Annotated in this window: 19 protein-coding genes; 4 read left to right on the top strand and 15 right to left on the bottom strand. The window is 75.7% G+C overall.

The window, feature by feature from the left end; all coding sequences use genetic code 11:
- Window positions 1–129 precede the first annotated feature (129 nt).
- From ACH4K1_RS18490 to ACH4K1_RS18445, 10 genes are all read right to left on the bottom strand, one after another.
- A complete protein-coding gene (locus tag ACH4K1_RS18490; RefSeq protein WP_398090352.1) occupies window positions 130–1995 on the bottom strand; it encodes an ABC transporter ATP-binding protein in 1866 nt (621 codons plus the stop codon).
- Window positions 1992–3731 (bottom strand): ABC transporter ATP-binding protein/permease, encoded by a 1740-nt coding sequence (locus ACH4K1_RS18485; RefSeq protein ID WP_398090495.1) that lies wholly within the window; start codon window positions 3729–3731, stop codon window positions 1992–1994. Before ACH4K1_RS18485 ends, ACH4K1_RS18490 begins: the two co-directional genes overlap by 4 nt.
- 1652 nt (window positions 3732–5383) lie before the next feature.
- Window positions 5384–6751: a YcaO-like family protein gene (locus ACH4K1_RS18480; protein ID WP_398090351.1), complete on the bottom strand. Its 1368-nt coding sequence runs from the start codon at window positions 6749–6751 to the stop codon at window positions 5384–5386.
- Complete coding sequence (locus ACH4K1_RS18475) at window positions 6748–8343, bottom strand: CocE/NonD family hydrolase (RefSeq protein ID WP_398090350.1); 1596 nt, start codon at window positions 8341–8343, stop codon at window positions 6748–6750. The genes ACH4K1_RS18480 and ACH4K1_RS18475 overlap by 4 nt, the downstream gene beginning before the upstream one ends.
- Window positions 8340–9302, bottom strand: a complete 963-nt coding sequence (locus ACH4K1_RS18470; RefSeq protein ID WP_398090349.1) for a hypothetical protein — start codon at window positions 9300–9302, stop codon at window positions 8340–8342. The genes ACH4K1_RS18475 and ACH4K1_RS18470 overlap by 4 nt, the downstream gene beginning before the upstream one ends.
- A 152-nt stretch (window positions 9303–9454) precedes the next feature.
- Window positions 9455–9589 (bottom strand): streptamidine family RiPP, encoded by a 135-nt coding sequence (gene amiA / locus ACH4K1_RS18465; protein ID WP_006129278.1) that lies wholly within the window; start codon window positions 9587–9589, stop codon window positions 9455–9457.
- Window positions 9590–9657: 68 nt separating this feature from the next.
- Window positions 9658–10587, bottom strand: a complete 930-nt coding sequence (locus tag ACH4K1_RS18460) for an ABC transporter ATP-binding protein (protein WP_398090494.1) — start codon at window positions 10585–10587, stop codon at window positions 9658–9660.
- A gap of 27 nt (window positions 10588–10614) precedes the next feature.
- Window positions 10615–11682: a FecCD family ABC transporter permease gene (locus ACH4K1_RS18455; RefSeq protein ID WP_398090348.1), complete on the bottom strand. Its 1068-nt coding sequence runs from the start codon at window positions 11680–11682 to the stop codon at window positions 10615–10617.
- A complete protein-coding gene (locus ACH4K1_RS18450; protein WP_398090347.1) occupies window positions 11679–12740 on the bottom strand; it encodes a FecCD family ABC transporter permease in 1062 nt (353 codons plus the stop codon). Before ACH4K1_RS18450 ends, ACH4K1_RS18455 begins: the two co-directional genes overlap by 4 nt.
- Window positions 12737–13738 carry an ABC transporter substrate-binding protein gene (locus ACH4K1_RS18445; RefSeq protein WP_398090346.1) on the bottom strand — a complete coding sequence of 334 codons (1002 nt, stop codon included), beginning with the start codon at window positions 13736–13738 and terminating at the stop codon, window positions 12737–12739. The genes ACH4K1_RS18450 and ACH4K1_RS18445 overlap by 4 nt, the downstream gene beginning before the upstream one ends.
- 188 nt (window positions 13739–13926) lie before the next feature.
- On the opposite strand from ACH4K1_RS18445, the gene ACH4K1_RS18440 reads away from it, so the two are divergent.
- Window positions 13927–15204 carry a hypothetical protein gene (locus tag ACH4K1_RS18440; RefSeq protein WP_398090345.1) on the top strand — a complete coding sequence of 426 codons (1278 nt, stop codon included), beginning with the start codon at window positions 13927–13929 and terminating at the stop codon, window positions 15202–15204.
- 76 nt (window positions 15205–15280) lie between these two features.
- Here the strand turns inward: ACH4K1_RS18440 and rpsN are convergent, their stop codons facing one another.
- Together rpsN and rpmB are read right to left on the bottom strand one after the other, a co-directional pair.
- On the bottom strand, window positions 15281–15586 hold the full coding sequence (gene rpsN / locus ACH4K1_RS18435; RefSeq protein ID WP_145800387.1) for a 30S ribosomal protein S14: 306 nt from the start codon (window positions 15584–15586) through the stop codon (window positions 15281–15283).
- Window positions 15586–15822, bottom strand: a complete 237-nt coding sequence (rpmB, locus tag ACH4K1_RS18430) for a 50S ribosomal protein L28 (protein WP_228993929.1) — start codon at window positions 15820–15822, stop codon at window positions 15586–15588. Before rpmB ends, rpsN begins: the two co-directional genes overlap by 1 nt.
- 71 nt (window positions 15823–15893) lie before the next feature.
- Here rpmB and rpmG point away from each other — a divergent pair, with 71 nt between their 5' ends.
- The 3 genes from rpmG to ACH4K1_RS18415 all read left to right on the top strand — a co-directional run bounded on the left by rpmG (window position 15894) and on the right by ACH4K1_RS18415 (window position 17535).
- On the top strand, window positions 15894–16058 hold the full coding sequence (gene rpmG / locus ACH4K1_RS18425) for a 50S ribosomal protein L33 (RefSeq protein WP_003964410.1): 165 nt from the start codon (window positions 15894–15896) through the stop codon (window positions 16056–16058).
- A 71-nt stretch (window positions 16059–16129) separates the two neighbouring features.
- Window positions 16130–16384 (top strand): type B 50S ribosomal protein L31, encoded by a 255-nt coding sequence (locus ACH4K1_RS18420; protein ID WP_228993924.1) that lies wholly within the window; start codon window positions 16130–16132, stop codon window positions 16382–16384.
- Window positions 16381–17535, top strand: coding sequence for a CobW family GTP-binding protein (locus tag ACH4K1_RS18415; RefSeq protein WP_398090344.1), 1155 nt, complete (start codon window positions 16381–16383; stop codon window positions 17533–17535). Before ACH4K1_RS18420 ends, ACH4K1_RS18415 begins: the two co-directional genes overlap by 4 nt.
- A 325-nt stretch (window positions 17536–17860) precedes the next feature.
- Here the strand turns inward: ACH4K1_RS18415 and ACH4K1_RS18410 are convergent, their stop codons facing one another.
- From ACH4K1_RS18410 to ACH4K1_RS18400, 3 genes are all read right to left on the bottom strand, one after another.
- Entirely contained in the window at window positions 17861–18304 is a 444-nt protein-coding gene (locus tag ACH4K1_RS18410; RefSeq protein WP_398090343.1) for a subtilase-type protease inhibitor, read from the bottom strand.
- A gap of 364 nt (window positions 18305–18668) precedes the next feature.
- Window positions 18669–19334, bottom strand: coding sequence for a TOPRIM nucleotidyl transferase/hydrolase domain-containing protein (locus ACH4K1_RS18405; RefSeq protein WP_398090342.1), 666 nt, complete (start codon window positions 19332–19334; stop codon window positions 18669–18671).
- A gap of 211 nt (window positions 19335–19545) precedes the next feature.
- A complete protein-coding gene (locus ACH4K1_RS18400; protein ID WP_398090341.1) occupies window positions 19546–21954 on the bottom strand; it encodes a penicillin acylase family protein in 2409 nt (802 codons plus the stop codon).
- Window positions 21955–22192 lie beyond the last annotated feature (238 nt).

The raw sequence follows: 22192 nt of genomic DNA, 5'->3' as shown, positions 1-22192 counted from the left end.
CGGGTCCGCGCGGGACGGACTCCTTTTCCCTCGCGGGCGGGGCGGGGGCCGTCGCCCCACGGCGCCCGCCCCTCGGGTGAAGGGGCGTCGCGGGACGGCCCCCGCCCCCCGGACCCAGGACCGGGGCCGTCATGGGGCGGCGCCCGCCTCCTCCCGCGCGAAGAGGCGGGCCAGCGGCCCGCCCGCTGCGATCAGTTCGTCCCAGCCGCCCTCCTCGACGATCCGCCCGCCCTCCAGGACGGCGATCCGGTCGGCCCTGCGGACGGTGGCCGGGCGGTGGGCGATCAGCAAGGTGGCCCGGCCGGCGCGGTGGGCTGCGAGCGCTTCGGCCAGTTCCGCGTCGCCCCGGGGGTCCAGGTGGGCCGTCGTCTCGTCCAGCACGAGGACGCGCGGGCCGCTCAGCAGCCCCCGGGCCAGGGCCACCCGGGCCCGCTGGCCGCCGGACAGGGTCGCACCGCGCTCCCCCACGGCCGTGTCCAGCCCGTGGGGCAGGGCGTCGGCGATGGCGGAGACCCCGCAGAGGCGGGCCACTTCGCCCAGCTCGTCCGGCGTGGCGTCGGGAGCGCCCAGCCGAAGGTTCTCGGCGAGGGTGCCGTGGAAGAGGGGGGCCTCCTGGCCCACCACGGAGACGGCGGCGCGCAGGTCGTCCTCGGCGAGGTCCCGCAGGTCCACGGGGCGGGCCGGGCCCGGTGGCAGCAGTTCCACGGCTCCCTCGGCCGGATCCCAGTACCGCGCCAGGAGGTGGGCGCAGGTCGACTTGCCCGTACCGGACGCGCCGACGAGGGCGACGGTCTCACCGGGCCGGACGGTCAGGTCGACGCCGTCGAGCACGGCCTCTCCCCCGTAGTCGAACCGTACGCCGCGCAGCCGCAGCCCGAGCGGGCCCGCCGGCAGGGGGCGCGGGGCGGCGGGCGCGGGCGCCGGGGCCGGGGCGTGCACGGCGGCGCCGACCCGGGCGGCGGCGGCGCGCAGACCGCCCGCCCGGCCGAGCGCGGCAGCCGATTCCGCCACCGGGGCCAGGGCGCCCAGGGCGAGGGCCATGGCGGCGGGGGCCCACGCCCCGTCCAGCCTCCCGGCGGACGCGGCGTGCGCCGCGGCCGCCACGACCCCGATGACGGCGGCGACGACCAGCAGATCGCGGACCGCGCCCGCCCCGGCCTCCCAGGACTGTTCGGCCCGCTGGGCGCGGGCGAGCCGGCGCCCGGCGGAGCGCAGCCGGGCCCGCGTGCGGTTCAGCGCCCCGGTCATCAGGAGTTCGCGCAGGCCGTCGACGCTCTCCACGGTCTCGGCCGACACCTCGGCGAGCGCCGCCCGGGTCCGGGCCCCGCGCTCGGCCCGCCCGCGCGCCTCGACCAGCGGCGACCAGGCGAGGAGCAGCGCGGCGGGCAGGACGGCGAGCAGCAGCCACGGCCCGAGCGTCGCCAGCACGGTGGCGGAGACGGCGAACACCACGCTGGATGCCAGGAGTTGGGCGATGGCATGGGCGTAGAAGAACTCCAGGGCCTCGACGTCCCCGAGCGCGGTGGCCGCCAGGTCGCCACTGCGCCGTCCCGCGATCCGGGCGGGGGCGCTGCGGGCCAGCCCGTCGAAGACCCGGACGCGCAGTTCGGCCAGCACCCGGTAGGCGAGGTCGTGCGAGAGGTCCATCTCGCGCCAGGTGGCGAGGGCCCGGAGCAGGACGAGCCCGACCAGAACGGCGACGGTCCCCGGGGCGGGCGGGCGGTGGGCGGTGACAGCGGCGCCGACCGTGTGCGCGGCGAGGGTGACGAGGGCCACCAGGGCCGCCTGGTCGACGAGGGCGGCCAGACAGGTGCGCAGCACGGTGGCGCGGTGCGCGCCGAGGACCGGGAGGAGCGAGCGGAGGGCGCCGCTCGGGACGGCGGGGGCCGGGGCGGCGGGCCGGGGTCCGGGCGGGCGGCCTGGGCCGGCCGGGGCGGCGGTGGGTCGGGGTCCGGGCGGGGCGGGGGCGGGGCCGGGGGCCGGGGGCGTGGTCATGCGGCGCGCTCTTCCTGTGCGGTGCGTCCGGCCGCGACGAGCGAGGCGTACACGCCGCCGCCCGCGAGCAGGGTCGCGTGGTCGCCCGCCGCGGCGACGCGGCCGGCGTCGAGGACGACGATGTGGTCGGCGTGGCGTACGGCGTCGAGCCGGTGGGCGACGACGATGCAGGTGCGGCCCCGGCCGGCCGCCGACAGTTCGCGCACGATGCGCGCCTGGCCGCGCTCGTCGACGGCGCTGGTGGCCTCGTCCAGGATCAGGACGGGGGCGTCGGCCAGCAACGCCCGGGCGAGGGCGAGCCGTTGGCGCTGGCCGCCGGAGAGCGTGGCGCCGCGTTCGCCGACGAGTGTGGCGTAACCGTCCGGGAGCCGGGCGATCTCCTCGTGGATCCCTGCGGCCCGGGCGGCGGCGCACAGGTGCTCGTCGGTGGCGGCCGGGCGGGCGATGCGCAGGTTCTCCGCGATGGTGGCGTGGAAGAGGTAGGTCTCCTGCGAGACCACGGCGATGCCCCGGCGCAGCGAGGCGAGCGAGTACGCGGCGGCGTCGGTCCCGGCGACGGTGAGACGGCCGCCGTCCGGGTCGCGTTGCCGTAGCAGCAGGCTCAGCAGGGTCGACTTCCCGGCTCCTGAAGGGCCGACGACGGCGGTGGTGCGCCCGGGGGCGGCGGTGAAGCTGACGCCGTCGAGGGCGGGCCGACCGCTCCCCGGATGGGTGAAGCGCACGTCCTCGAAGCGGATTTCGGGTGGTCCGGCCCAGGCCGCGGTCTTGTCGCCCCGGTCCGGCACGGCGGGTTCGGCGGTGCGCAGGGCGGCGATCCCGTCGGCCGCGGAGACCCCGAGGTAGCCGGCGTGCCACTCGCGCGAGAGGTCGCGGACGGGCCGGAAGCACTCGGAGGCGAGGAGGAGCAGGAGGTAGGTGCCGGTGGCGGCGGTGCGGCCGGTGGCCGCCGACGAGCAGGCCACGAGGACGGCGGCGGCCGTACCGCCCTGGACGGCCAGATCGGTGAGGCCGGTGTCGACGAGGGAGACCCGCAGTTTGGCGACGGTGCTCCGGTGCAGGGCGGCCGACCGCCGCTCCAGCCGTTCCCGCACGCGCCCCACCGCGCCGCCCGCGCGCAGGGTAGGCATCCCCTGGAGGGCTTCCAGGTAGTCGGCGGCGAGGGCTTCGTAGGTGTCCCAGTGCTCCTTCCCGCGCCGGGCGAGCAGCCGGTCCCACCAGCGCGGCCCGAACAGGGCGAGCAGCAGGGCGAGTCCGAGGGCGAGCGCCGCGTACGGTTCCACGAGGGCGACGGCGACGAGCAGCAGCGGCGGGACGGCGCAGGTGAGAAGCGCCTGGGGCAGGTAGCGCGAGATGTAGGCGTCCACGCCCTCGACACCGTCCACCAGCGTGGCCCGTACGGCTCCGGCCCGCGCGCCGGTGACGGCGGTGGGGCCGAGTGCGCCGAGCCGCAGCAGCAGGGTGTCGCGGAGCCGCACCCGCACGGCGGCCCCTGCCGTGACGGCGGTCAGCCGCTGGAAGCGGCCGAGGACGGCACGGGCCAGGACCACGGCGAGGACGGCCGTGAGCAGCGGGGCGAGCGCCGCCGTCTCCCCCCGGGCGATCCGGGAGAGCACGAGGGCGAGCAGGACGGCCTGGGCGAGGTGGGTGAGGGTGACCGCCGCGAGCAGGGCGGTGGCGAGGGCGAGGGGGCGGCGCACGGTGTTCGCGGCGCGGAGGAGTTCGGGGTGGAGCATCATGGGCGTTCTTCCTCGCCGGGTGGGGTGGGGGGTGGCGGAGGTGGTCGCGGGGGCCGGTCCCGTGAGCCGGCCGGCCGCCGTGAGAGGGGCCGTGGTCCGGGAGGCGGAGGGAGGCGGGGCCGCCGCCGGGGGCGCGCCGAGGGCCAGGCCGTGCACGATCCAGTCGCGTCCGGGCGTGTCGCCCAGAGCCGCGCCCAGGTCGGCCTGTTGCCAGGAACCGATGGGGCGGGAGCGCAACCCCAGGGCGGTGGCGTGGGCCTGGGCCGCGCCGACCGCGTGACCGGCGGCCAGATGGGTGCGGCGGACCTCGGCGGGCGGGGCGTCCCCGGGGCAGCCGTGGGCCAGGAGGACCGCGCCCGCCGCGCCGATCCACGGTTGGTGCGCGGCCCAGCGGGCGAGGGCGGGCCGCGCGTCGCCGCAGGCGCGGACGTGGAGACCCGGCTCGTCCGGGGCCGCCGCGTAGAGGGCGGGGGCGTCCCCGCCGGCCGCCAGGGTCCAGTCGGGCCCGGCCGGACCCGTGGTCCGGGCGGTGGCCAGGATGCGGGCGAGCAGATCCCTCCCGGGCGGGCGACGCAGATCGTCGGGCGGGGCGCTGCGGCGTGTCTCCAAAGCGCCGTCGGTCACTCCCGCCGGGTGCCGGACCGGGCGCCACGTGCCCTCGGGCTGACCGGGGGCTTCCGCGAGCTGATGCAACAGCCTTTGCGCGGTGATGAGTTCACGGGGCGGCGCGGTCGCGGCGCCGGGGCCCGGGGCCGTCGGGGACGCGGCCAGGGGCAGGGCGGCCCAGGCGCTCAGCGGTTCGGGGGCGGCTGCGGAGGCTCCCGGGGGCGTCAACCGTACGGCGGCGAGCGGAAGTCCGGGTTCGGTGCCGGGCCAGGCGTCCGGCCAGTCCGGTGCGCCGGGCAGACCCGCGGCGGCGGCCAGCAGGGCGCCGTCGGCGTCGAGGGAGACCAGGACGTCGGCGGCCGGGGGCGCGGCCAGCGCGAGCGCGGCGGCGGCATGGCCGGCGTCGAGCAGCAGCAGCGGCCAGGCGCGGTGACCGTAGTGGGCGACCGTGCGGGAGAGGGTCACGGTGAGGACGAGGAGGGCGCCGGGGGGCACGCCGTCAGGGGCGGGGCCGCGCGGATGGGCCCGGTGGGCCCGCGGGTCGTACGCGTAGCGCCCGGGCGGCAGGGAGCACCCCGGTCCGATGAGGAGATGGGCGCGGACCGGGTGGAGGGCGCCCGCCGAGGGCACGGGGCGCCTCCTGCCGGACGTTCCGGGGGGCGCGGCGAGGGAGAGCCGCAGCCACCGGGCGAGGTCGATCGTGCCATCGGAGCCGGGGGCGGCGCCGGTACGGGGATCGGGCGCGGTCGGCCCGGCCCCGGCCCCGGACGCGTCCCCCGCCTCGGACCGCGGCCGGTCGCCCTGGCCCCACGGCAGTCCGGGGCCGCTCCACGGGAACGGGCGCTCCGGGACGTACGGGGAGAGGTCCGGGACGCGGGGCGACCTGGCGTCGGCGAGCGCCCGGCGCAGGAGGTCCCGTGCGGCGGCGGGGGGCGCAGGCGGTTCGGCCGGCGTCGGGGCGGCGCAGGCGTCCGACGGCTCCGCGCACACCTCGCGTGCGGGTGCGGTGGTTCGGTCCGGGGTCCGGGGCACGGCGGCACGCTCCTTCACATGTGCGGCGGCGGGGCGAGGGTGAAGTCCTGCGGGGCGGTGGGCGGTCGTACGCGCCACCCCCGGCCGAGCGCCGCGTCCGCGAAGCGGGGGCAGCCGAAGTAGCCGAAGGCGGCGGGGGCGTTGGGGATGAGGCCGGAGACGAGGACACGGGCGACGCGCAGCGGGGTCTCGGCGACGTCCTCCGTGGTGAGGTCCGCCGTGATCACCCGGTGCCCCCCGGCGGCGAGCGCCGCGTCCAGGGCGGCCCGGCTGCCGGGCTCGATCGCGGTGACCGGACCGGTCCCGAGGGCGGGTTCGGTGAAGCGGCGGGCGAGCGGGGCCATCCGGTCGTCCAGCCAGACCTGGACGTGGGCGCCCAGGTCGCGGACGGCGGCGAACCCGGCCCCGCAGTCGTCGAGGTAGCGCCGGTCCGGCCGGTGGTCCAGGTAGAGGCCGCGGGCGAGCATGCCGGCGTCGATCGCCCGGTAGACCCATCCGTCGGCGTCCACCGCCCCCTGGGTGAAGACCCAGGTGTGCACGGCCTCCAGGACGGCCTTGCGCGCCGCCTCCGCGGGGTCGTACCGGCAGGCGAACCCGGCCGCGTGTATACCGCGTTCGGGGTCGTGGACGAGCGCGGCCGAGCAGGGTGCGAACTCGGAGGGCATCTCCACGATGTGCACCTCGAGACCGCAGCCGGCCAGCTCCTCGGTGAGGCCGGGAACGCTGGCGGGATCGATGCCCCGGGTGGGTCCGTCCAGGTGCCACCACAGCTCCAGCGCGTCGCGCTCGACGATTTCGAGGAGTCCGCGCTCGACGGCGTCGTCGAGGCCCTGTCCGGTGGCGATGCCCGCGTAGTTGAGGTGGTGGGTTCGGGGCAGTGAACGGAGCTCGCCCTGGCGCCAGTTGAGGTGGGTCAGCGCGACGGGGGCCCAGCAGGGCAGTCCGTTCTCGGTGGCCCGGGTCCACAGCGCCGGTGTGTCCGGGGTGAGTTCGGTGTAAGGGAAGCGGGGGCGGCCGTACTGCCAGGGGGCGTACGTCGGCAGGGCCCCGGGCCCGTAGACGCGGTGCCCTTCGGCGGCCAGTTCGGCGGCGGTGGCCCGCCGGGGCTCCTGGGGATGGCCGGGGGGCGGGACGCGGTTGCCGCAGTAGCGTTCCACCGCTTCCGCCACGGCGGCGGTCCAGGCTCCCGCGGGGTCGCCGAACGTCGTGCCGAGCGACACGCGGTCGGCGGGCCAGGCGCCGAGGCGGCGGGCGTCGGCGACGTCGGCGGTCATCGCGGTGTAGCGGGGCGGGGCCCCGGCGGGGTGCTCGACGGGTGCGACGCCCCGGATGATTCCGCCGACGGGGTCGACGAGGGCTTCGATGGGCAGAGTGCTGGTCAACGGCATATCTCCGGTGCGGGCTCGACGTAGCGGCGTCGGGCGACGACGGGCAGGTGGAGGGCGCCGCCCCGGGGGTTCACGGTGCGGCGGGACGGGACGAGCCGGGTGGCGGTGACGGGGTCCTCGCCGGTGTGCGGGTTGCGGGCGTGGGCGGGGAAGTGGTGTCCGGCAACTTCGGCCCGCAGCCGGGTTCCGGCGGGCAGCCGACGGCCCAGCGTGCCGAGCGGCACGGTGACGTCCGCCGCCCGGCCGGGCGGGTCGGCGCGGCGGACGATGCCGAAGGCGAGGGGGTCCGCGCGGCCGGACGGGTCGAGCGCGGTCAGCCGTACTGCCCAGTCCGCCGAGGGCGTGTCGGCCGTGACGTCGAGGCGGGCGACGGCGGTCCCCGCCAGATCGAGCGGGCGGGGCAGGGGCGGCGAGAGGAACAGACACCGGTCGGGACGGCCGCCGAGCGGGGCGGCCAGGTCGTCGGAGCGCACGGGGCGGCCCGGATCGGCGGTGAACTCGGCTCCGTGGAGCAGCTGTAGACCGGTGGGCGAGCCGAAGGTCCAGCTCCGCGCCGCCTCCGGTCTTCCCGGCGAGGAGGTGCCGGGAGCCACCGCCGTCCCGGGGGCGCGGTGCCAACGGCCGCTGTCGCCCAGGGCGATGGCCCCGTACCGCGTGGGCTCCAGCGCTCCGGCGAGTGCGGCGCGGGCCCACCGTACGTACAGCGCACCGAGGTTGAGGCGGGCGCGGGGCGGCGCGGCCGGGTCGGCGGTGAGGCGGTGGCCCCACGGGCCGAGCAGCAGACGGGCCGGGCCGCCCCAACCGTGCCACAGGGCCACGGTGTCGTCCGCGAAGGGGTCACGGGTGCCGCCCACGGCGAGCAGCGGGAGGCGCGCGGTGGCGCCCGCCGCGACCAGTCGGCCTCGATCGTGTCCGGCCCAGAGGCGTGGCCACGACGGCAGTTCCCGCCCCAGCGGCCCGGCCAGCCGCTCCGGCAGGCGGGCGATCGGGAGGTGTTCGAGCAGGCCGGGGTCGTCCGCCACGGCACGGTTCAGCGCGTCCGGGTCGGAGTCGTGCCGGTCCCCGTGGGCCGCCCACCAGCCGGCCCGGGCCCACAGCCGTTCCGGGCCGCCGGGTTCCCGTGCCGTCTCGACGAGTCCGAGGGCGGGGACGGCGGCGATGACGGCGTCGGGGCCGCCGTCGCCGTGGGCCCCGCCCGGGCGGGCGCCTTCGCCCCGCCCGTCGCCGGGCCCGGTGAGCGCCGTGACGAGGGCGCAGTACGCGGCGTAGGAGGCCCCGGCCGCGACGACCTTTCCGTCGCTCCACGGCTGGGACCGCACCCAGGCGACGGAGGCCGTTCCGTCCGGCCCCTCGTGTTCCCCGTAGGGCTGCCACTCCCCCGGCGAACCGTGGCGGCCGCGCACGTCCTGGGCGAGGGCCGCGAACCCGCGGGCAGCCCAGCCGCGCAGCTCGGCGCGGTGGGCGTCCCGCCCGTAGGGGGTCCTGATGACGACGGCGGGGCAGGGGCGGGCCCCGTCCGGAAGGCATACGTCGGTGGCGAGCGCGGTGCCGTCCGGCGCGACGACGTGCACGGTACGGATGTTCATGAGGGGGCCTGCCCGGTCCCGGCCCCGGGGCGCCCGCCCGCCCGGGCCGCGGCGGGCAGAGGCGCCACGTCCGGGACGGGCAGCACGGGGTGCTCGGTCACGGTGAGGTCGCGCAGGTCGATCCGGCGCAGCCGGCGGCGGGCCGGAAGGGGCCGCCGCGCCGCGGGTCCGCCCCCGGCCCCGGATCCGGGGTCCGTACCGGTTTCCGCCCCCGGCCCCGCTTCCGCGTCTGCCGCGGCCCAGGCGATCAGGTCGGCGGTGAGCAGAGCGGCGATCAGCGCGGCGGAGGCGCCCGTGGGGTGCGGACCGGTGTCGGGGGTGCGGTGCCCGGCCCAGTACGCGGCGAGTTCGCGGTGGGCGGGGGTGGCCGCGAGCCGACGGAGCCGGACGTGGCGGGAGGTGACGTCTCCGGGGGCCGCGGCGAGGGGTTCGGTCCAGAGATGGGCGCCCTCGCGGTGACAGCGCAACCAGGCGACGCGCCGCCCCGGCAGCCGGTCCGCCGCGTCCCACAGCCCTTCCGGCACGGGTGAGTCGAGGCACCACACCACGGCGGTACGGCCCTCGGTGCGGTGGTCCGCGGCCCCCAGGGCGAGCTCCGCCACGCCGTCCCGGGTGGCGGGGTGGACCTCGGCCCCTTCCGCGCCCGCGCAGCCGGCCACCGCCCCGGCGAGCACAGGGTCCCCGAGGACGTGGACGGTGCGGCCGTCGAGCGGGCGCCGGGGCGAGGAGGTCCCCGCGTATCCGGCGGCCTCGAACGCCTCCACGAGTCGCGCCAGCCGCTCGTCGTCCGGGCCTCCGGCGGTCGGCTTCCCTTCCCCCGTGAGGCGGCGCACCAGAGCGGCCCCGTCGGCGCCACCGGTGTCGATGCGGAGGAACTCCCCGTCCGGGGAGCGGAGTACGGGGTCGGCACCGGGGGCGGTGACGATCCCGGTACCGGGAGCCAGTCGACTGCGGGTCACGAAATCCTCCGGGACGGGGGGCGAGAGCGGGAGCAGGTGATGGGGCGGGAGAGGGGAATGCCGGGAGGTGAACGGGGCGGGCCCGCCCGGGATCTCACCGGGCGGGCCCGCCCGCACTGTGCGGGGAAGCTGCCGTCAGCGGCAGGTTCGGTCTACTTCTCGGCCGCGGTGTCGGCCTCGACGGCGTCGTCGAAGGGGTTCTCGACGAGGGCGTTCGAGTGGGTGGCGGAGAGGTGGGCGAGCTGGCCCTGGTCGGCGATCGGGCTGAACACCTTGTTCTGCTCCATGAGTTGAAGCCTCCATTCACATCGGATGGGTGTCGGTCGCGGCGATGTTCCGTGCCGCACCACAGACACTAATGAATACGATTTTCATTTCGCAATAGCTGGGACAGGCCGACAGGGTGATCTGGGTAACAGACGGGCCAACCGCCCTCGCCGTCGATCCCCACCCGGCCCTCCACGCCGAGGACTTCGGCCAGCAGCTGTCGCGTGACCACCTCGGCGGGAGGGCCGTCGGCGGCGACGCGTCCTTCGCGCAGAGCGACGATGCGATCGGCGAACCGGGCGGCGTGGTTGAGGTCGTGCAGCACCATCACCACCGTCAGCCGGCGTTCCTCGCGCAACCGTACGACCGTCTGCAGCACCTCCAGTTGGTGCCGCAGGTCGAGATAGGTGGTCGGCTCGTCGAGGAAGAGCAGCGGAGCGTCCTGCGCCAGCGCCATCGCCAGCCGCACACGTTGGCGTTCCCCGCCGGACAGGGCGTCCACCGGGCGGTCGGCCCAGGCGGTGACGCCGACGTCCGCGAGCGCCCGGGACGTCACCTCGTCATCGCCCTCCCGCAGCATCCCGAGCGGCCCGCGGGCGGCGTAGCGGCCCTGACGTACGAGCTGGCGCACCGTCAGCCCCGGCACCGCGGGGGCTGATTGGTGGAGCAGGGCGACGCGCCGGGCAGCGGTGCGGCGGGACAGCCGCGCCACGTCGTCCCCTTCCAGCAGGACGCGCCCCCCGCTCGGGGTGAGCAGTCCGGCGGCGAGCTTGAGGAAGGTGCTCTTGCCACATCCGTTCAGCCCGATCAGGGCGACCAGTTCACCGGCGCGGATGGTCAGGTCCACCCCGCGCAGCACGGTGCGTCCGGGGTAGCCGAAGGCCAGCGCGTCCGCGCGGACCACCTCCGGTCCGGCCCTCCCACCGGCGTCCGAGCCTCCCGCCGCGCCCACTTCCGCCCCCGGGCGGGGCTCCCCCGCCCGGCACACGTCCACGCGTCCGCTCAGACCGTCGGCCATCTCCGCCTTCTCCATCCGCTCTCTCCTTCATCGCTCGTCCGCCCGTCGTCGCGCCACGGCCAGCAGCAGTCCCGCCCCCACGCAGGTGGTCAGGGCGCCGACCGGGAGGGTCAGCCGGTCCGCGCCGAAGGCGGCCGCCAGCAGCGGGGACAGCAGTTGGGCGGCCGCGTCCGCACCGCACACCACCGCCGCACCGAGCAGGGCGGCGCCCGGCAGCGCGATCCGCAGGTCGGCCCCGAAGACGGCCAGCGCCAGATGGGGCACCAGCAGCCCCACGAAGCCGAGCGCGCCCACGGCCGAGACGGCTCCGGCCGTCAGCGCCACCGCGCACACGAGCGCCGCCCCCCGCCCCCGGCCGATGGCGAGCCCGGCGGCGGACGCCTGTTCGTCGCCGCAGCGCAACAGGGTCAGCGGGCCGGCGAGCAGCCAGGCCGCCGCACCCCAGAAGGCCGCCCACGGCCACAGCAGATTCCCGTGCTGCCAGACCCGCCCCTCGGTGGAACCGATCAACCACTGCACGACGCTGCCGAGTTCACCGGGGGCCACCAGGAGGACGACCGCGGTGAGGCCGGCGAGCACCGCCGACACGAGGACCCCGTGGACGGCGGTCTGCTCCGGGTCGCCCCGGTCCCGTCCGGCGAGCAGCCAGAGCAGCCCCGCTCCGGCGAAGCCGCCGAGACAGGCCGCCACGACCACCGCCGCGGGAGAATCCCAGCCCGCGAGGCCGAGGCCGGTCGCGGTCACCGCGCCGAGCACCGCGCCCGGCGTGACGCCGGTGACCTCGGGGCCCGCCAGCGGGTTGCGCAGCGCGGACTGGAGCACCAGCCCGGCCACCCCGAGGCAGGCCCCGGCGACCAGCGCCACCAGCACCCGGGGCAGCCGCAGTCGGAGCACGATGTGTTCGGTCGTCGGATCGGCGGAGGCCCCGAGCAGCACGGCCCGTACGTCTTCGGGGGCGACGCCCCGGCCGGCGAACAGACCGGCGCAGGCCACCGCGGCGACCAGCAGGCCCAGCAGGCCCATCCGGACGCCCGGGACGCGCAGCGCGCGGCGGGCGGGGGCCGGGGGGCGGGGCGCCGTCTCCACCGCGCTCATCGTTCCGCCTTCCGCAGGACGGGAGCCGGGAGGCCCACCGGGGCCCCCGGCGCGGCGGCGCCGTCCGGCTCCCGGCCCCGTGAGGGCCGCCTCCCCCGTTTCAGCAGCAGCACCCCGGCCGGCACTCCGACCAGGGCCGTCCACGCGCCGACGGGCGTCTCGACCGGGGCGAGCGCCAGCCGGGCCGGCTGGTCGGCGCAGAGCACGACGACCGCGCCGCACGCGGCGGACCGGGCGAGCCATCCGGCCGCACCCGCGCCCGGCCGGAGGCGGCGGGCGAGGTGCGGGGCGAGGAAGCCGACCCAGGCCACCGGCCCGCAGACCGCGACGACGGGGGCGATGAGGACGACGGCGATGCCCAGGGCGGCCACCCGCGCCCGCTCCACCCGTACGCCGAGCGCGCGGGCGTCGTCGTCGCCGAGCCGCAGCACGCCGAGCACCGGCACACACAGCACCAGCGCCGGGACGGCCACGGCGAGCCAGGGCAGGAGGCCGGTGACGTCGTCCCAGGTGCGGGCGGACAGACTGCCCAGCAGGTAGCGGTAGATGAGCTGGAGGTCGAGCTGGTCGGCCATGACCATGAGCACCAGCAGGGCCGCCTGGAGCGCGGCGGCGACGGCGGCCCCGGTCAGCAGCACGGCCGAGGGGCTGCGCCCGAACCCGGCGGCGACCAGGGTGAGCAGGCCGCCGAGCGCCGCCCCCGCGAGGGCGAGGAAGGGTTGCAGTCCGAGCGGGACGGCCAGGGCCAGGACGAGCGGCGCGGCGACGCCCAGCGCGGCCCCCGACGAGACGCCCAGCATCTCCGGCACGGCCAGCGGGTTGCGCAGGGCCTCCTGGAGGACGAGGCCCGCCGCGCCCAGACAGGCTCCGGCGACCAGCGCCAACACCAGGCGCGGCAGGCGCAGTTCGGTGACGACTAGTCCCGCCGGCCCATCGGCCCCCAGCGTTTCCGGCAGGTCGGCGGGCGGGACGTACGGCGTACCGAGGCTGAGGGCGCAGACCGCACCGCCCAGGGCGGCCGCGCCCAGGCAGAGGAGCGCCACGGGTGGACGCCTCACCGCAGTGCGGCCGTCGCCTCGTCGAGGACGAGCCCCAGGGAGCGGGTGCCGCGCCCCTTGGCCCACACCTCGGAGTCGACCTCGACGACCTTGCCGTTCCTCACGGCGGGGATGCGGGACCAGAGGGGGTTCTTCGCCAGCTTGTCGGAGAGCCTGCCGTCCGGCGCGCCGAAGGACAGGGTCTCCACGAACAGGACGTCGACGTCCCGGGCGAGGATCTCCTCCAGGCTGTAACTGCCGTCGATACCACGGCTCTTCCAGGGGTAGTGGGAGATCTTCGGGAAGAGTCCGGCCGCCACGTCGGTCTCCGGGGTGGCCACGCCGAAGTTCTCGTCGCTGCCGAAGACGATCAGCGCGGTCCTGTCGCTCCTCGTCTCCTCCGCCCGCGCCAGGCGGGTGCGGAAGGTCTTCTCCGCCTTCTCGCCCTGCTCGGTGCGGCCGGTGAGTGCGGCGAGGTTCCGCAGGTAGCCGACGCTGTCCTGCCAGGAGCCCGGCTGGACGGGCCAGAAGGCCGTGGCGCCCTTCAGGGCGGGAGCCAGCTTCCCGTGGGTGTCCTCCAGACCGATGACCAGGTCGGGCCGGTGGGACAGGATCGCCTCGACCTCGGGGCTGAGGAAGCCGCCGGGCACGGCCGGCACCCTCGCCGCCTTCTCCTTGCCGAGGAAATCCGGGTGGGCCAGCAGCTGGGAGTTGGTGGCGGCGGGGCTCATGCCCAGTTCGACCAGGATGTCGTCGCAGAGGGCGACCAGACAGACGATCTTCTCCGGCGGTTTCGGCAGGGAGACCGTGACGCCCTTGGCGTCGGTGATCCGGGTGGCGGCCTCGATGGGCCGCACGTCCGTGGCGGTACGGGCCGCGGCCCCGCTCCCCGGAGCGGCCGCCGCCCCTGCGGCGTCGGCCTTCCCGGTGTCGGCCTTCCCGGTTCCGCAACCGGCCAGCAGGCCTCCCAGTACGGCGATCGCGGCCCAGCGGCGGACTCTCAGCGCGGTTCGTGGCATCGGCGGTCCCTCGACGTTCCTGTGCGGTCCCGGGCGTGCGGCAGCGGCGGCGGAGCCCCGGGAGCGATCCCCGCCACGAGCCGAAACTCTACACATGATTATCATTTCCAATAAAGTGAACGGCGGTGCGCTTCGAGCCCCGTCGACCTCGGCCGCCCCATCACCCCTGCCCACCTCAGGAGTTCGCCATGTCGCCCCTCTCTCCCCCCGCCTCCGCCTCACCGCCACGGCTGCTCGTCTCCGACCATGTCGCCGGGCGGATCAGCCTGTTGGACCTCCCGGACGGCACGGAACGGGCCGAGGCGAACCACCGCCACCTCTCCGAGCACGCCGGCTTCCTCGCCCTCCCGGACGGTCTCGTCGCCTGCGTGGACGACCGGGCGGGCGAGTTGCTGCTCCTCGACCCCTACGGCCCGGACGCGGGGCGCCCGCTGATCCGGCGCCGCGTACCGGTCGCGGTTCCGGCCGAGCACCTGGCGGCGGACCCGGGAGGGCGGCTCCTCGCGGTGACCACCGGCCTGGGACGCAACGAGGAGGCGTGGACCGGGCTGCTGACGACCGTCGACCTCGACGCACCGGACGGCGCGGTCGCCGTACGCGTACGGGGACGGACCGGCGAACCGGGGGTCACGGTCCTCGGCGGCCCCTCACCGCTCGTGGTGCTGCGCCACCGGGAGCCCGGCGAACTCCTGGCGTACCGGCACCGCGCGTTGATGCGCTCGGCCCCCTCCTGCCCTCCGGCCGGTCCGGCCCTGCGGATCACCCTGCCGGACGACGACGGGCACGGGGACGCCCACGACCCGGTCACCGGCCGGGCGTTCGCCGCCGCGGGCTCGGGGGTGCACCGCGTACGGCGGCAGGACGACGGCCTCATGACGGAGGCGCCGCTGTCCTGGTCCGCCGACGGCCGCTCCGGCGGGCGCGGCTACTACCTGCGGCTCGACCCCGTACGGCGCATGCTCTGGTCCTGCGTCCGCGGCGGCCCGGCCGACCCGGGGCAGTGGCCGCAGTGGACCAACGACGCCTGGTGGCACCACCTCGACACCGGGACCACGGGCCGACTGGAGCTGGGCCCCGGACTGGTCTTCCGACTCGCGGTGACCGCACGCCACATCGCGTACACCCGGGTGCACCCGGCCGGTGACGAACTCGTCCTGCTCCGCGCGGACCGGGAGGCGGGGTTCCGCCCGGAGGTCTGCGCCCGGCTGCCCCTGCCCGCCATGGCCGGCGCCCCCCGCCCCGGCGGGACGCCGTGGGACGGGGTCCAGCGACGGGCCGTCGCCGCCTCGCCCGGGTCGGGGCTGGTCGCGGTGAGCCGGGGAGGCCACGGCGAGGTGCACGTCTTCGACGCGGACCGGATGGCGCCGGTGACGACGGTGGCCCTCCCGACACCGCTGGACGACGGCGGCCACCTCGCCCTCGTCACCCCCGGGGACGGGGCGCACGCGGACCCGGTGGGCCGCTGAGGCCGGTGCCGCCGGTGGCGGCACGGCGATCCTCGCCGCGTCGCCACCCGGTCCGCCCGTCCCGGCGCGTCCCGTATCACCAGGAGGACTTGGTCACCCCTGGCAGGAACCCCGCGTGGGCCTGTTCGCGCATCCGGACCCGGGAGAGGCCGAACGTACGGAGATAGCCCCGGGGCCTGCCGTCCACGCTGTCACGGTTGCGGACCCGGGTGGCGCTCGCGTCGCGCGGCTGACGCCGCAACTCCTCCACGGCCGCCGCCCGCTCGCGATCCGGCGTACCGGGCCGCCGGACGACCTCCTTCAGTTCGGCCCTGCGGGCCGCGTAGCGCTCGACGGTCGCCCGGCGCTTGTCGTTCTGCGCGATCTTGCTCTTCTTCGCCATCAGACCTTCCCCCCTCGGGCACGGATGCGCGCGACCGCGGCTTCGATGCCGATGCGGTCGACGGTCTTGATCGCCCGGGCGCTCAGCGTGAGGCGCACATGGCGCCCCTCGCCGGGCAGCCAGTACCGCTTGTGCTGGATGTTCGGGTCGAACCGGCGGGACGTCCGGCGGTGCGAGTGGGAGATGTCGTTGCCGAATCCCGGCTTCGCACCGGTCAGTTGGCAGTGGGCGGACATGGAAGGTACCTGCCTCTCCTTCGGGACGGTCCATTATTGAAAATGGAAACCATTGCCATATAGTAGCGCCCATGGCTCGCAACGAAGTACGCCCGGTCATCAAGCTCCGCTCCACAGCGGGAACCGGCTACACCTACGTCACCCGCAAGAACCGGCGGAACGACCCCGACCGGATGGTGCTGCGCAAGTACGACCCGGTCGCCCGCCGCCACGTCGACTTCCGCGAGGAGCGCTGAGGCGGCCGCCGGCCGCCTCCCGCCCGCCCCGCCCACTTCCGCACACCGGATCCGAACCCGAGGACATCGCCATGAAGCCCGGAATCCACCCCGCCTACGGCCCCGTCGTCTTCCGCGACAAGGCCGCCGGCTTCGCGTTCCTGACCCGCTCGACCATGACCGGCGACCGTACGGTCGTCTGGGAGGACGGCAACACCTATCCGGTGGTCGACGTGGAGATCTCCTCGGCGAGCCACCCCTTCTACACGGGCACCGCCCGCGTCCTGGACACCGCCGGACGCGTCGAGCGCTTCGAACGCCGCTACGGGCGCGGCGAGGCCCGGTGAGCGCGCACCCCGCCGGGCTGCCCGTCGTCATCGTCTGCGGCCTGCACGCCGAAGCGCGCCTCGACGTGGTGGAGGAGCTGCTGCGGGACGTCCCGCACAGCGTCGCCCTGCACCACGACCTGTCGGCGGCCGCCGGCGGCCCGGTCCGCCGCTCGCTGCGCGACGCCGACGGCGAACTCGCTTTCGGCGAGACGCCGCTGGTGAACGACTGCGCCTGCTGCGCCCTGCGCGAGGACCTCCTCCCCGAACTCGAACGGCTGGCGGGGGACGGCCTCACCCGCCTCGCCGTCCTGGAACTGTGGGACTCCGTCGAACCGGACTCCACGGCTGAGGCGATCGCGGCGCACACCGACGCGGCCGTGGTGACCAACGTGTTCGCGGCGGTCGACCCCACGCTCGTCCTGCCGTGCCTCTCCAACGGCGACGACCTGGCCGAGGCCGGGCTCGCGGTGACGCCCGCCGACCGGCGGACGGTCGGCGACACCTGGGCCCGGCAGACGGAGTACGCACCCGTGCTCGCCGTGGCGCCGAACCCGGCGGCCGACGACGAGGACCGCGCGCTCCTGCGGCAGCTGAACCCTACTGCCCGCCAAGTGCTGTGCGGATCAGGTGAGTTGGCACAGCTCGCGTTTGCCGGGTTCGACATGGAGGCCGCGGCGGCGGGCCGGCACCCCGCCTCCGCACTGCTTCCGCAGGAGACGGAGGAGGCCGGGGTGGCCACGCTCGTCTGGCGGCGGCACCGCCCCTTCCACCCCGGTCGCCTCTTCGACGCGTTGGAGGAGTTGAGCTGCGCCGCCCTCCGCAGTCGGGGCCGGTTCTGGCTGGCGGACCGGCCGGACACACTGCTCTCGTGGGATGCCGCGGGCGGTGCGCTCTGCGTGGAGAACTCCGGCCCCTGGCTCGCCTCACTGCCCGACGCCGCCTGGTCCATGGCGCCGCCCTACCGGCGGGCGGCCGCCGCGTTGGACTGGCACCCCGAGCACGGCGACCGCTGCCAGCACCTGGTCTTCGTCTCCCCCGGCCTCGACCGCGACCGCCTGACCCGGCTGCTGGACTCCTGCCTGCTCACGGAGGCGGAGTACGGCTCGGGGCCGGAGGGGTGGAAGCGGCTGCCCGCCGCTTTCGACGTCTTCCTCGACCCGGTCCGCTGATCTCGCACCGGCCGGGGAGCGCCCACGGCCCGTACGGGGAGCGCGTCGGGCCGGGTACGGCGGGGGCCGGGCGCGGGCCGGGTTCACGCCGGGTCCGGAGCGGGGCCACGCGGGGTCGGGGCCGGATTCGGGCCGGTGGCAACCGACCGGGGGCGGGTCGCTGCCGGCCGCGGCGGAACGGCTGGGGCGACCGCGGCGCTCCCGGTCGTCGCGGACGGGGGCGTGTGCGGGGCACGCCGGGTGGGGCGGGGCGTCCGAGGCGGTCGCGGGGACGGTGTGGTGTGTTCCCGTCACCCCGGCGCCGCCGGGTCGGGGCCCCGGTTGATCAGAAGGCGAAGACCGCGTTGCCGCCCATGCTGCCCGCCATTTCACAGGCGTTGCCGTACGTGGTGCTGAACTGGACCGCCTTGCCCTGCCAGACGCCGTGGGCGGTCACCACGATCGGATCCCACTGGCGGGTGCAGGTCCGGTTCGACGGGCCGGCGGCCAGTTCGGAGAACTTCCCCTGGACCTCGGCCAGTTCCTTGCACGCCGCGGCGGGGGCGGGGTGCGTCCCCTCGGCGGTGGGGGCGCAGCTGAGCGTCACGGCCCGCTCGACGGTCGCGGTCAGCGGGTCTTCGCCGCGCGCGACGCCGAGGACGAGCGCGGAGGGTGCGTAGAGGCTGTCCGCCTCCGCCGGTGCGGCCTGGGCGGAGGCGGTGGCGAGGCCGCCCAGCAGAAGCGCACCGGCAGTGAGGGTTGCGAAGGTCGTGTGCAGATTGCGTCGCATGAGTGAAGACTCCTTCGTCGGGTGCGTGATTGCGGACAGGAGTCTTACGCATGCGGAAAGTAGGCGCACATCGACGACCGGCTTCCGGCCGCAGAACGGCATCCGAACCGACCGAATGGTCATTCGGGCAGCTCAGGGGTGCCGCGCCACCGGTCCAGCATATGGACGAACGTCGGCGGTTCAATCCAAAACAACCCTCTGACCTGCTTGGATCCGCCGCCGTCTCCATGCTGCTCACCGACGCTTCGGCCGGAAAGTGCCGCCATCCGGGGAGTCCCGCCCCTGATCGACACCGCGCACCCGCCTCAGCCTCGCCCCCTCCTCGACCGGGCCGGTCGGAGGGGGGCGACGCTGAGGCGCGATGTCAGAGGCGGGCGAGGAGCCCCTCCAGCGGCTTCGGCAGGAGCGTGAGGTCCAGGGCCTCGGTCAGGGCGCGGGCGCAGTGCTCCTTGCGCCCTTTGACGGTCCCCATGAAACGCCGTAGCTGCGCCTCGGTCGCCCGCTCCCGCTGGGCGGGCTGCCTCTGGAGGACGCGAAGGGTGCGCAGGTCGCCCTGGCCGTCGATGACCCGCTGGACGCCGTCCGTGCCGAGCGTCCGGATCAGCTCGTCCTCCAGGTCCGCTCGGCAGGTGAAGAAACCCAGCCTCTCCAGGTCGTCCGGGGTGAGCGCCGTGCCGAAACCGGTGCGCTCCGGGCCGCGGAGGAAGAACCGCTGCTCCGCCGCGTCGCAGAGGCCGGCGGGGCGGACGCCGAGGCCGTCCGGGCCGAGCAGCCGCAGGAAGCGGGTGATGCCGGCGGCTCCTCCCAGGGGGACGACCACGACGCCTTCGGCGGTCAACGTACGGCCCTGGCGTTCGGCGAGGGCCTCGACTGCGGCCCGATCGCCGACCCCTTCCACGAGCACCACCGTGCGCAGGCCCAGTCCGGCCGCCGGCTCACGGGCGGCTCCGGCCTCCGCCGGCCTCGGTGTGTCCGCGTCGCCCGCCGCCCAGGAGACGACCGTCCGCCGGAAGCGCGCCGCTGTGTCCACCCGGCCGGTCTCGCATCCTGACCGGCTGGTGCGACAAGGGTTTCCGCCTCCGCGATCCGAGGTTTCCCGGATACGTCACCGGGGTGCGGGACAGCCCTTGGGGACAGGCCGACGCCCGTGGCGGGGGCCAAGGGAGCGCGGGCGCCCACCGCCGTGGCCCCACGGGCGCCGGCTGCCGCGCCGGGGCGGCCGCCGACGCCCGTGGCACCGGTCACCCGCCCGGGTTGAGCGTGATCCTTGTTCCCACGTTCTCCGCGATCGCCGCCTCGCTGTAGAGCAGCGGGAAGTACTCGCCCGCGTTCCACTTCGCCGCGAGGTCGTCGTAGTGCGGGCTGCGTTCGTCTCCGGACTGACCCGGCGCGTTGATGGCGCGCGACTCGTCCCAGGAGCCGACGTCGAGGGCCATCTTGAAGGTCGGCCCCGCGACCTGGATCCTCGGAAAGCCGCTGGGGAGGTACATCGACATACGGACCGTGTGGTAGGTGCCGTCCGCCTGCGCGGCACCGACGTACGGGCCGCCGAGCGGGCGCATGAACACGTGGATCTGCGCCGAACCCCAGCGCCACCTGGCCGGATCGGCGCCGAGGTACCCGCTCACCTCGTTGTACGCCTTGGGCAGGGTGTCGAGGATCAGCTTGTCCCGCGCCCGGGCGCCCTCCTTGCCGAACCACTCCTCGGGCGCGGCGAAGGAGTCGGTCACGACGCGGAAGTCCTGCATGAGCCTGCCCCGGGTCAGGTACTGCGCGGCCTCCTGCGGCAGCAGCGACCGCGCCCACGCGGGGTAGAGCACGTCGGTGATCCAGGTCTCGAAGAGGACCGCCCCCGCCGAGTCCTTGCTCGCGACGCCGTCATAGCCGCGCAGCAGCTCCAGCGCCTTCTCCGTCGTGGGGTCGGAGGACTCCAGATCCTTCAGGTACGGCAGGATCGCGGAGGCCGCGAGCGACTTCACGTCGTTCTGAAGATCCGTGGTGTCCTTGACGGAGGTACCCCGCTGCTTCGACAGCACCTCCTCTATCCGGTCCTTGCGGTAGCGCTCCGACCACTCGTATCCGAGCGCCTCCTCGCCTCTGGGGAAGTTGTACTCATTGGCGGAGGTGACGAGACCCGACTTCGGGTTGCGCGTGAGGGGGAACTCGGCGCTGTCCCTGAAGCCGGCCCACTCATAGCGGCCGTCGCCGGGCACCGGAAGCAGCCCGTCGTACCCCTTGCCCACGCGGTTGGGCGAGAGCGCGCCGGGCACCCACCCGATGTCGCCCTTCTTGTCCGCGTACACGAGGTTGGATCCCGGGGCCTTCCAGTGCCGTGCGGCCCGGGAGAAGGCGTCGGGGTTCCCGGCCTTCTGGAACCTGAGGCTGCCGAGGTAGGCCGAGGTGCCCGGCTGCGTCCAGACCGTGCGCACCGCGTACGCCTTGCCCTTCGCCTCGTCCACCTTGACGACCGGGCCGTGCCTGGTAAAGGAGAGCGACGACTTCCGCGCGCCCTCCCCGGCCACCGGGATGTCTTCCTCGGCGGTGTTCATCGATACCCAGCGGCCGCCGTAGCGGTACTTGGTGGGGTCTCCCGGCTTGAGGTCGTACACGTAGAGGTCCGCTTGGTCGGCGGCCAGGTTGGTCAGGCCGAACGCGATCTTCCCGTTGTGCCCCATGCTGACCCCGGGGTTCCACGGCTCACCCGCGCCGATGATGTTCAGGCCGGGGGCGGAGAGGTGAGTGATGTAGCGGTTCGAGGGCGCCGAGGTGTTCGCGCGGTGCGGGTCGGCCGCGAGGATGGGCCTGCCGGTGGAAGTGCGCCGCGGCGACACCGCCCAGGCGTTGCTGCCGCCCACCCCCTCGTGCAGCGCCGGCGCCCCCTCGGGCTTCTTCTCCATCTTGCCGTTGGTGAAGGCCACCGGGGCCGTGGCCAGCTGGTAAGCGGCCAGGACGTCGTCCGGGAGCGAGCACAGGTCGAGGCCGCGGGGCGCCTTGGGCTTGCGCTTCGGCTCGAGCTTCGCCAGGTACTTGCTCGCGTCCGGCCCGCCGAGACACATGAGCTTCGCCCGGGTGACCTCGTTGGTGAGGTTGCTGACGAGGCCGTGGGCGCGGATCCGCACCAGGTCCTCCGGCTTCCAGCGCGCGGGCCGGTAGCCGAGCTTGCGGAACTCCTCCGGTACGGCGTCCGGGTTCTTCTCCAACCAGTCGACATAGGCGTTGACGCCGGCCGTGAAGCGGAACGCGATCTCCTTGGCCTCCGGGCCGTAGCTCGCCCACTCCTCGTCCATGTCTCCTCGGTAGAGGAACAGCCGCGCGGCCCGGTCGTGCTCCACATAACTCTTGCCGAGCACCTCGCTCAGCTCACCGAGCCCGCTCCGGCGCCAGGTGTCCATCTGGAAGAGCCGGTCCCGCGCGGCGCTGAACCCCTGTGCCTGGAAGAGGTCGCCGGTGGTGGACGCGGATATGTGGGGCACCCCCCACGTGTCGATCGTCATGGAGACCGGCTTCGCCAGGCCCGGCACCGCGTAGGAAGTCTCCGGGCTCTCCCCGGCGCCGGCCGGGTCCGGACTCTCCGCAGTCGCCGGCATCGGCACCATCAGGGGCACCGCGAGGGCGGCCGCAGCCAGCAGGATCTTTAGGGGCGGTCTCATCTCGACCTTCACCTCGGGGACGGGGAGACAGAGGGCACCTCCGGAAGCCGGCACGGGCCGACCGCCCGGAATCCTCCCCACTGTAGGAGGCGCTCGGCTCCTCCGCTCCGCCTTGCCCCGGCCGCACGGCGCTTGGCGACTTTCAGCCACTCAGGAACACCCTGTTTCGCGAACCGCCTTCCCGTGCACGCCAGGTGACGGCTCCTCACATGTTGCCGTCCCCGGTCGATTCGCTTTC

It is taken from the genome of Streptomyces sp. NPDC017448, from assembly GCF_044330565.1.
GTDB lineage: Bacteria > Actinomycetota > Actinomycetes > Streptomycetales > Streptomycetaceae > Streptomyces.
The sequence above is the reverse complement of the archived record's forward strand: the minus strand, read 5'-3'. Positions and strand labels throughout refer to the sequence as shown.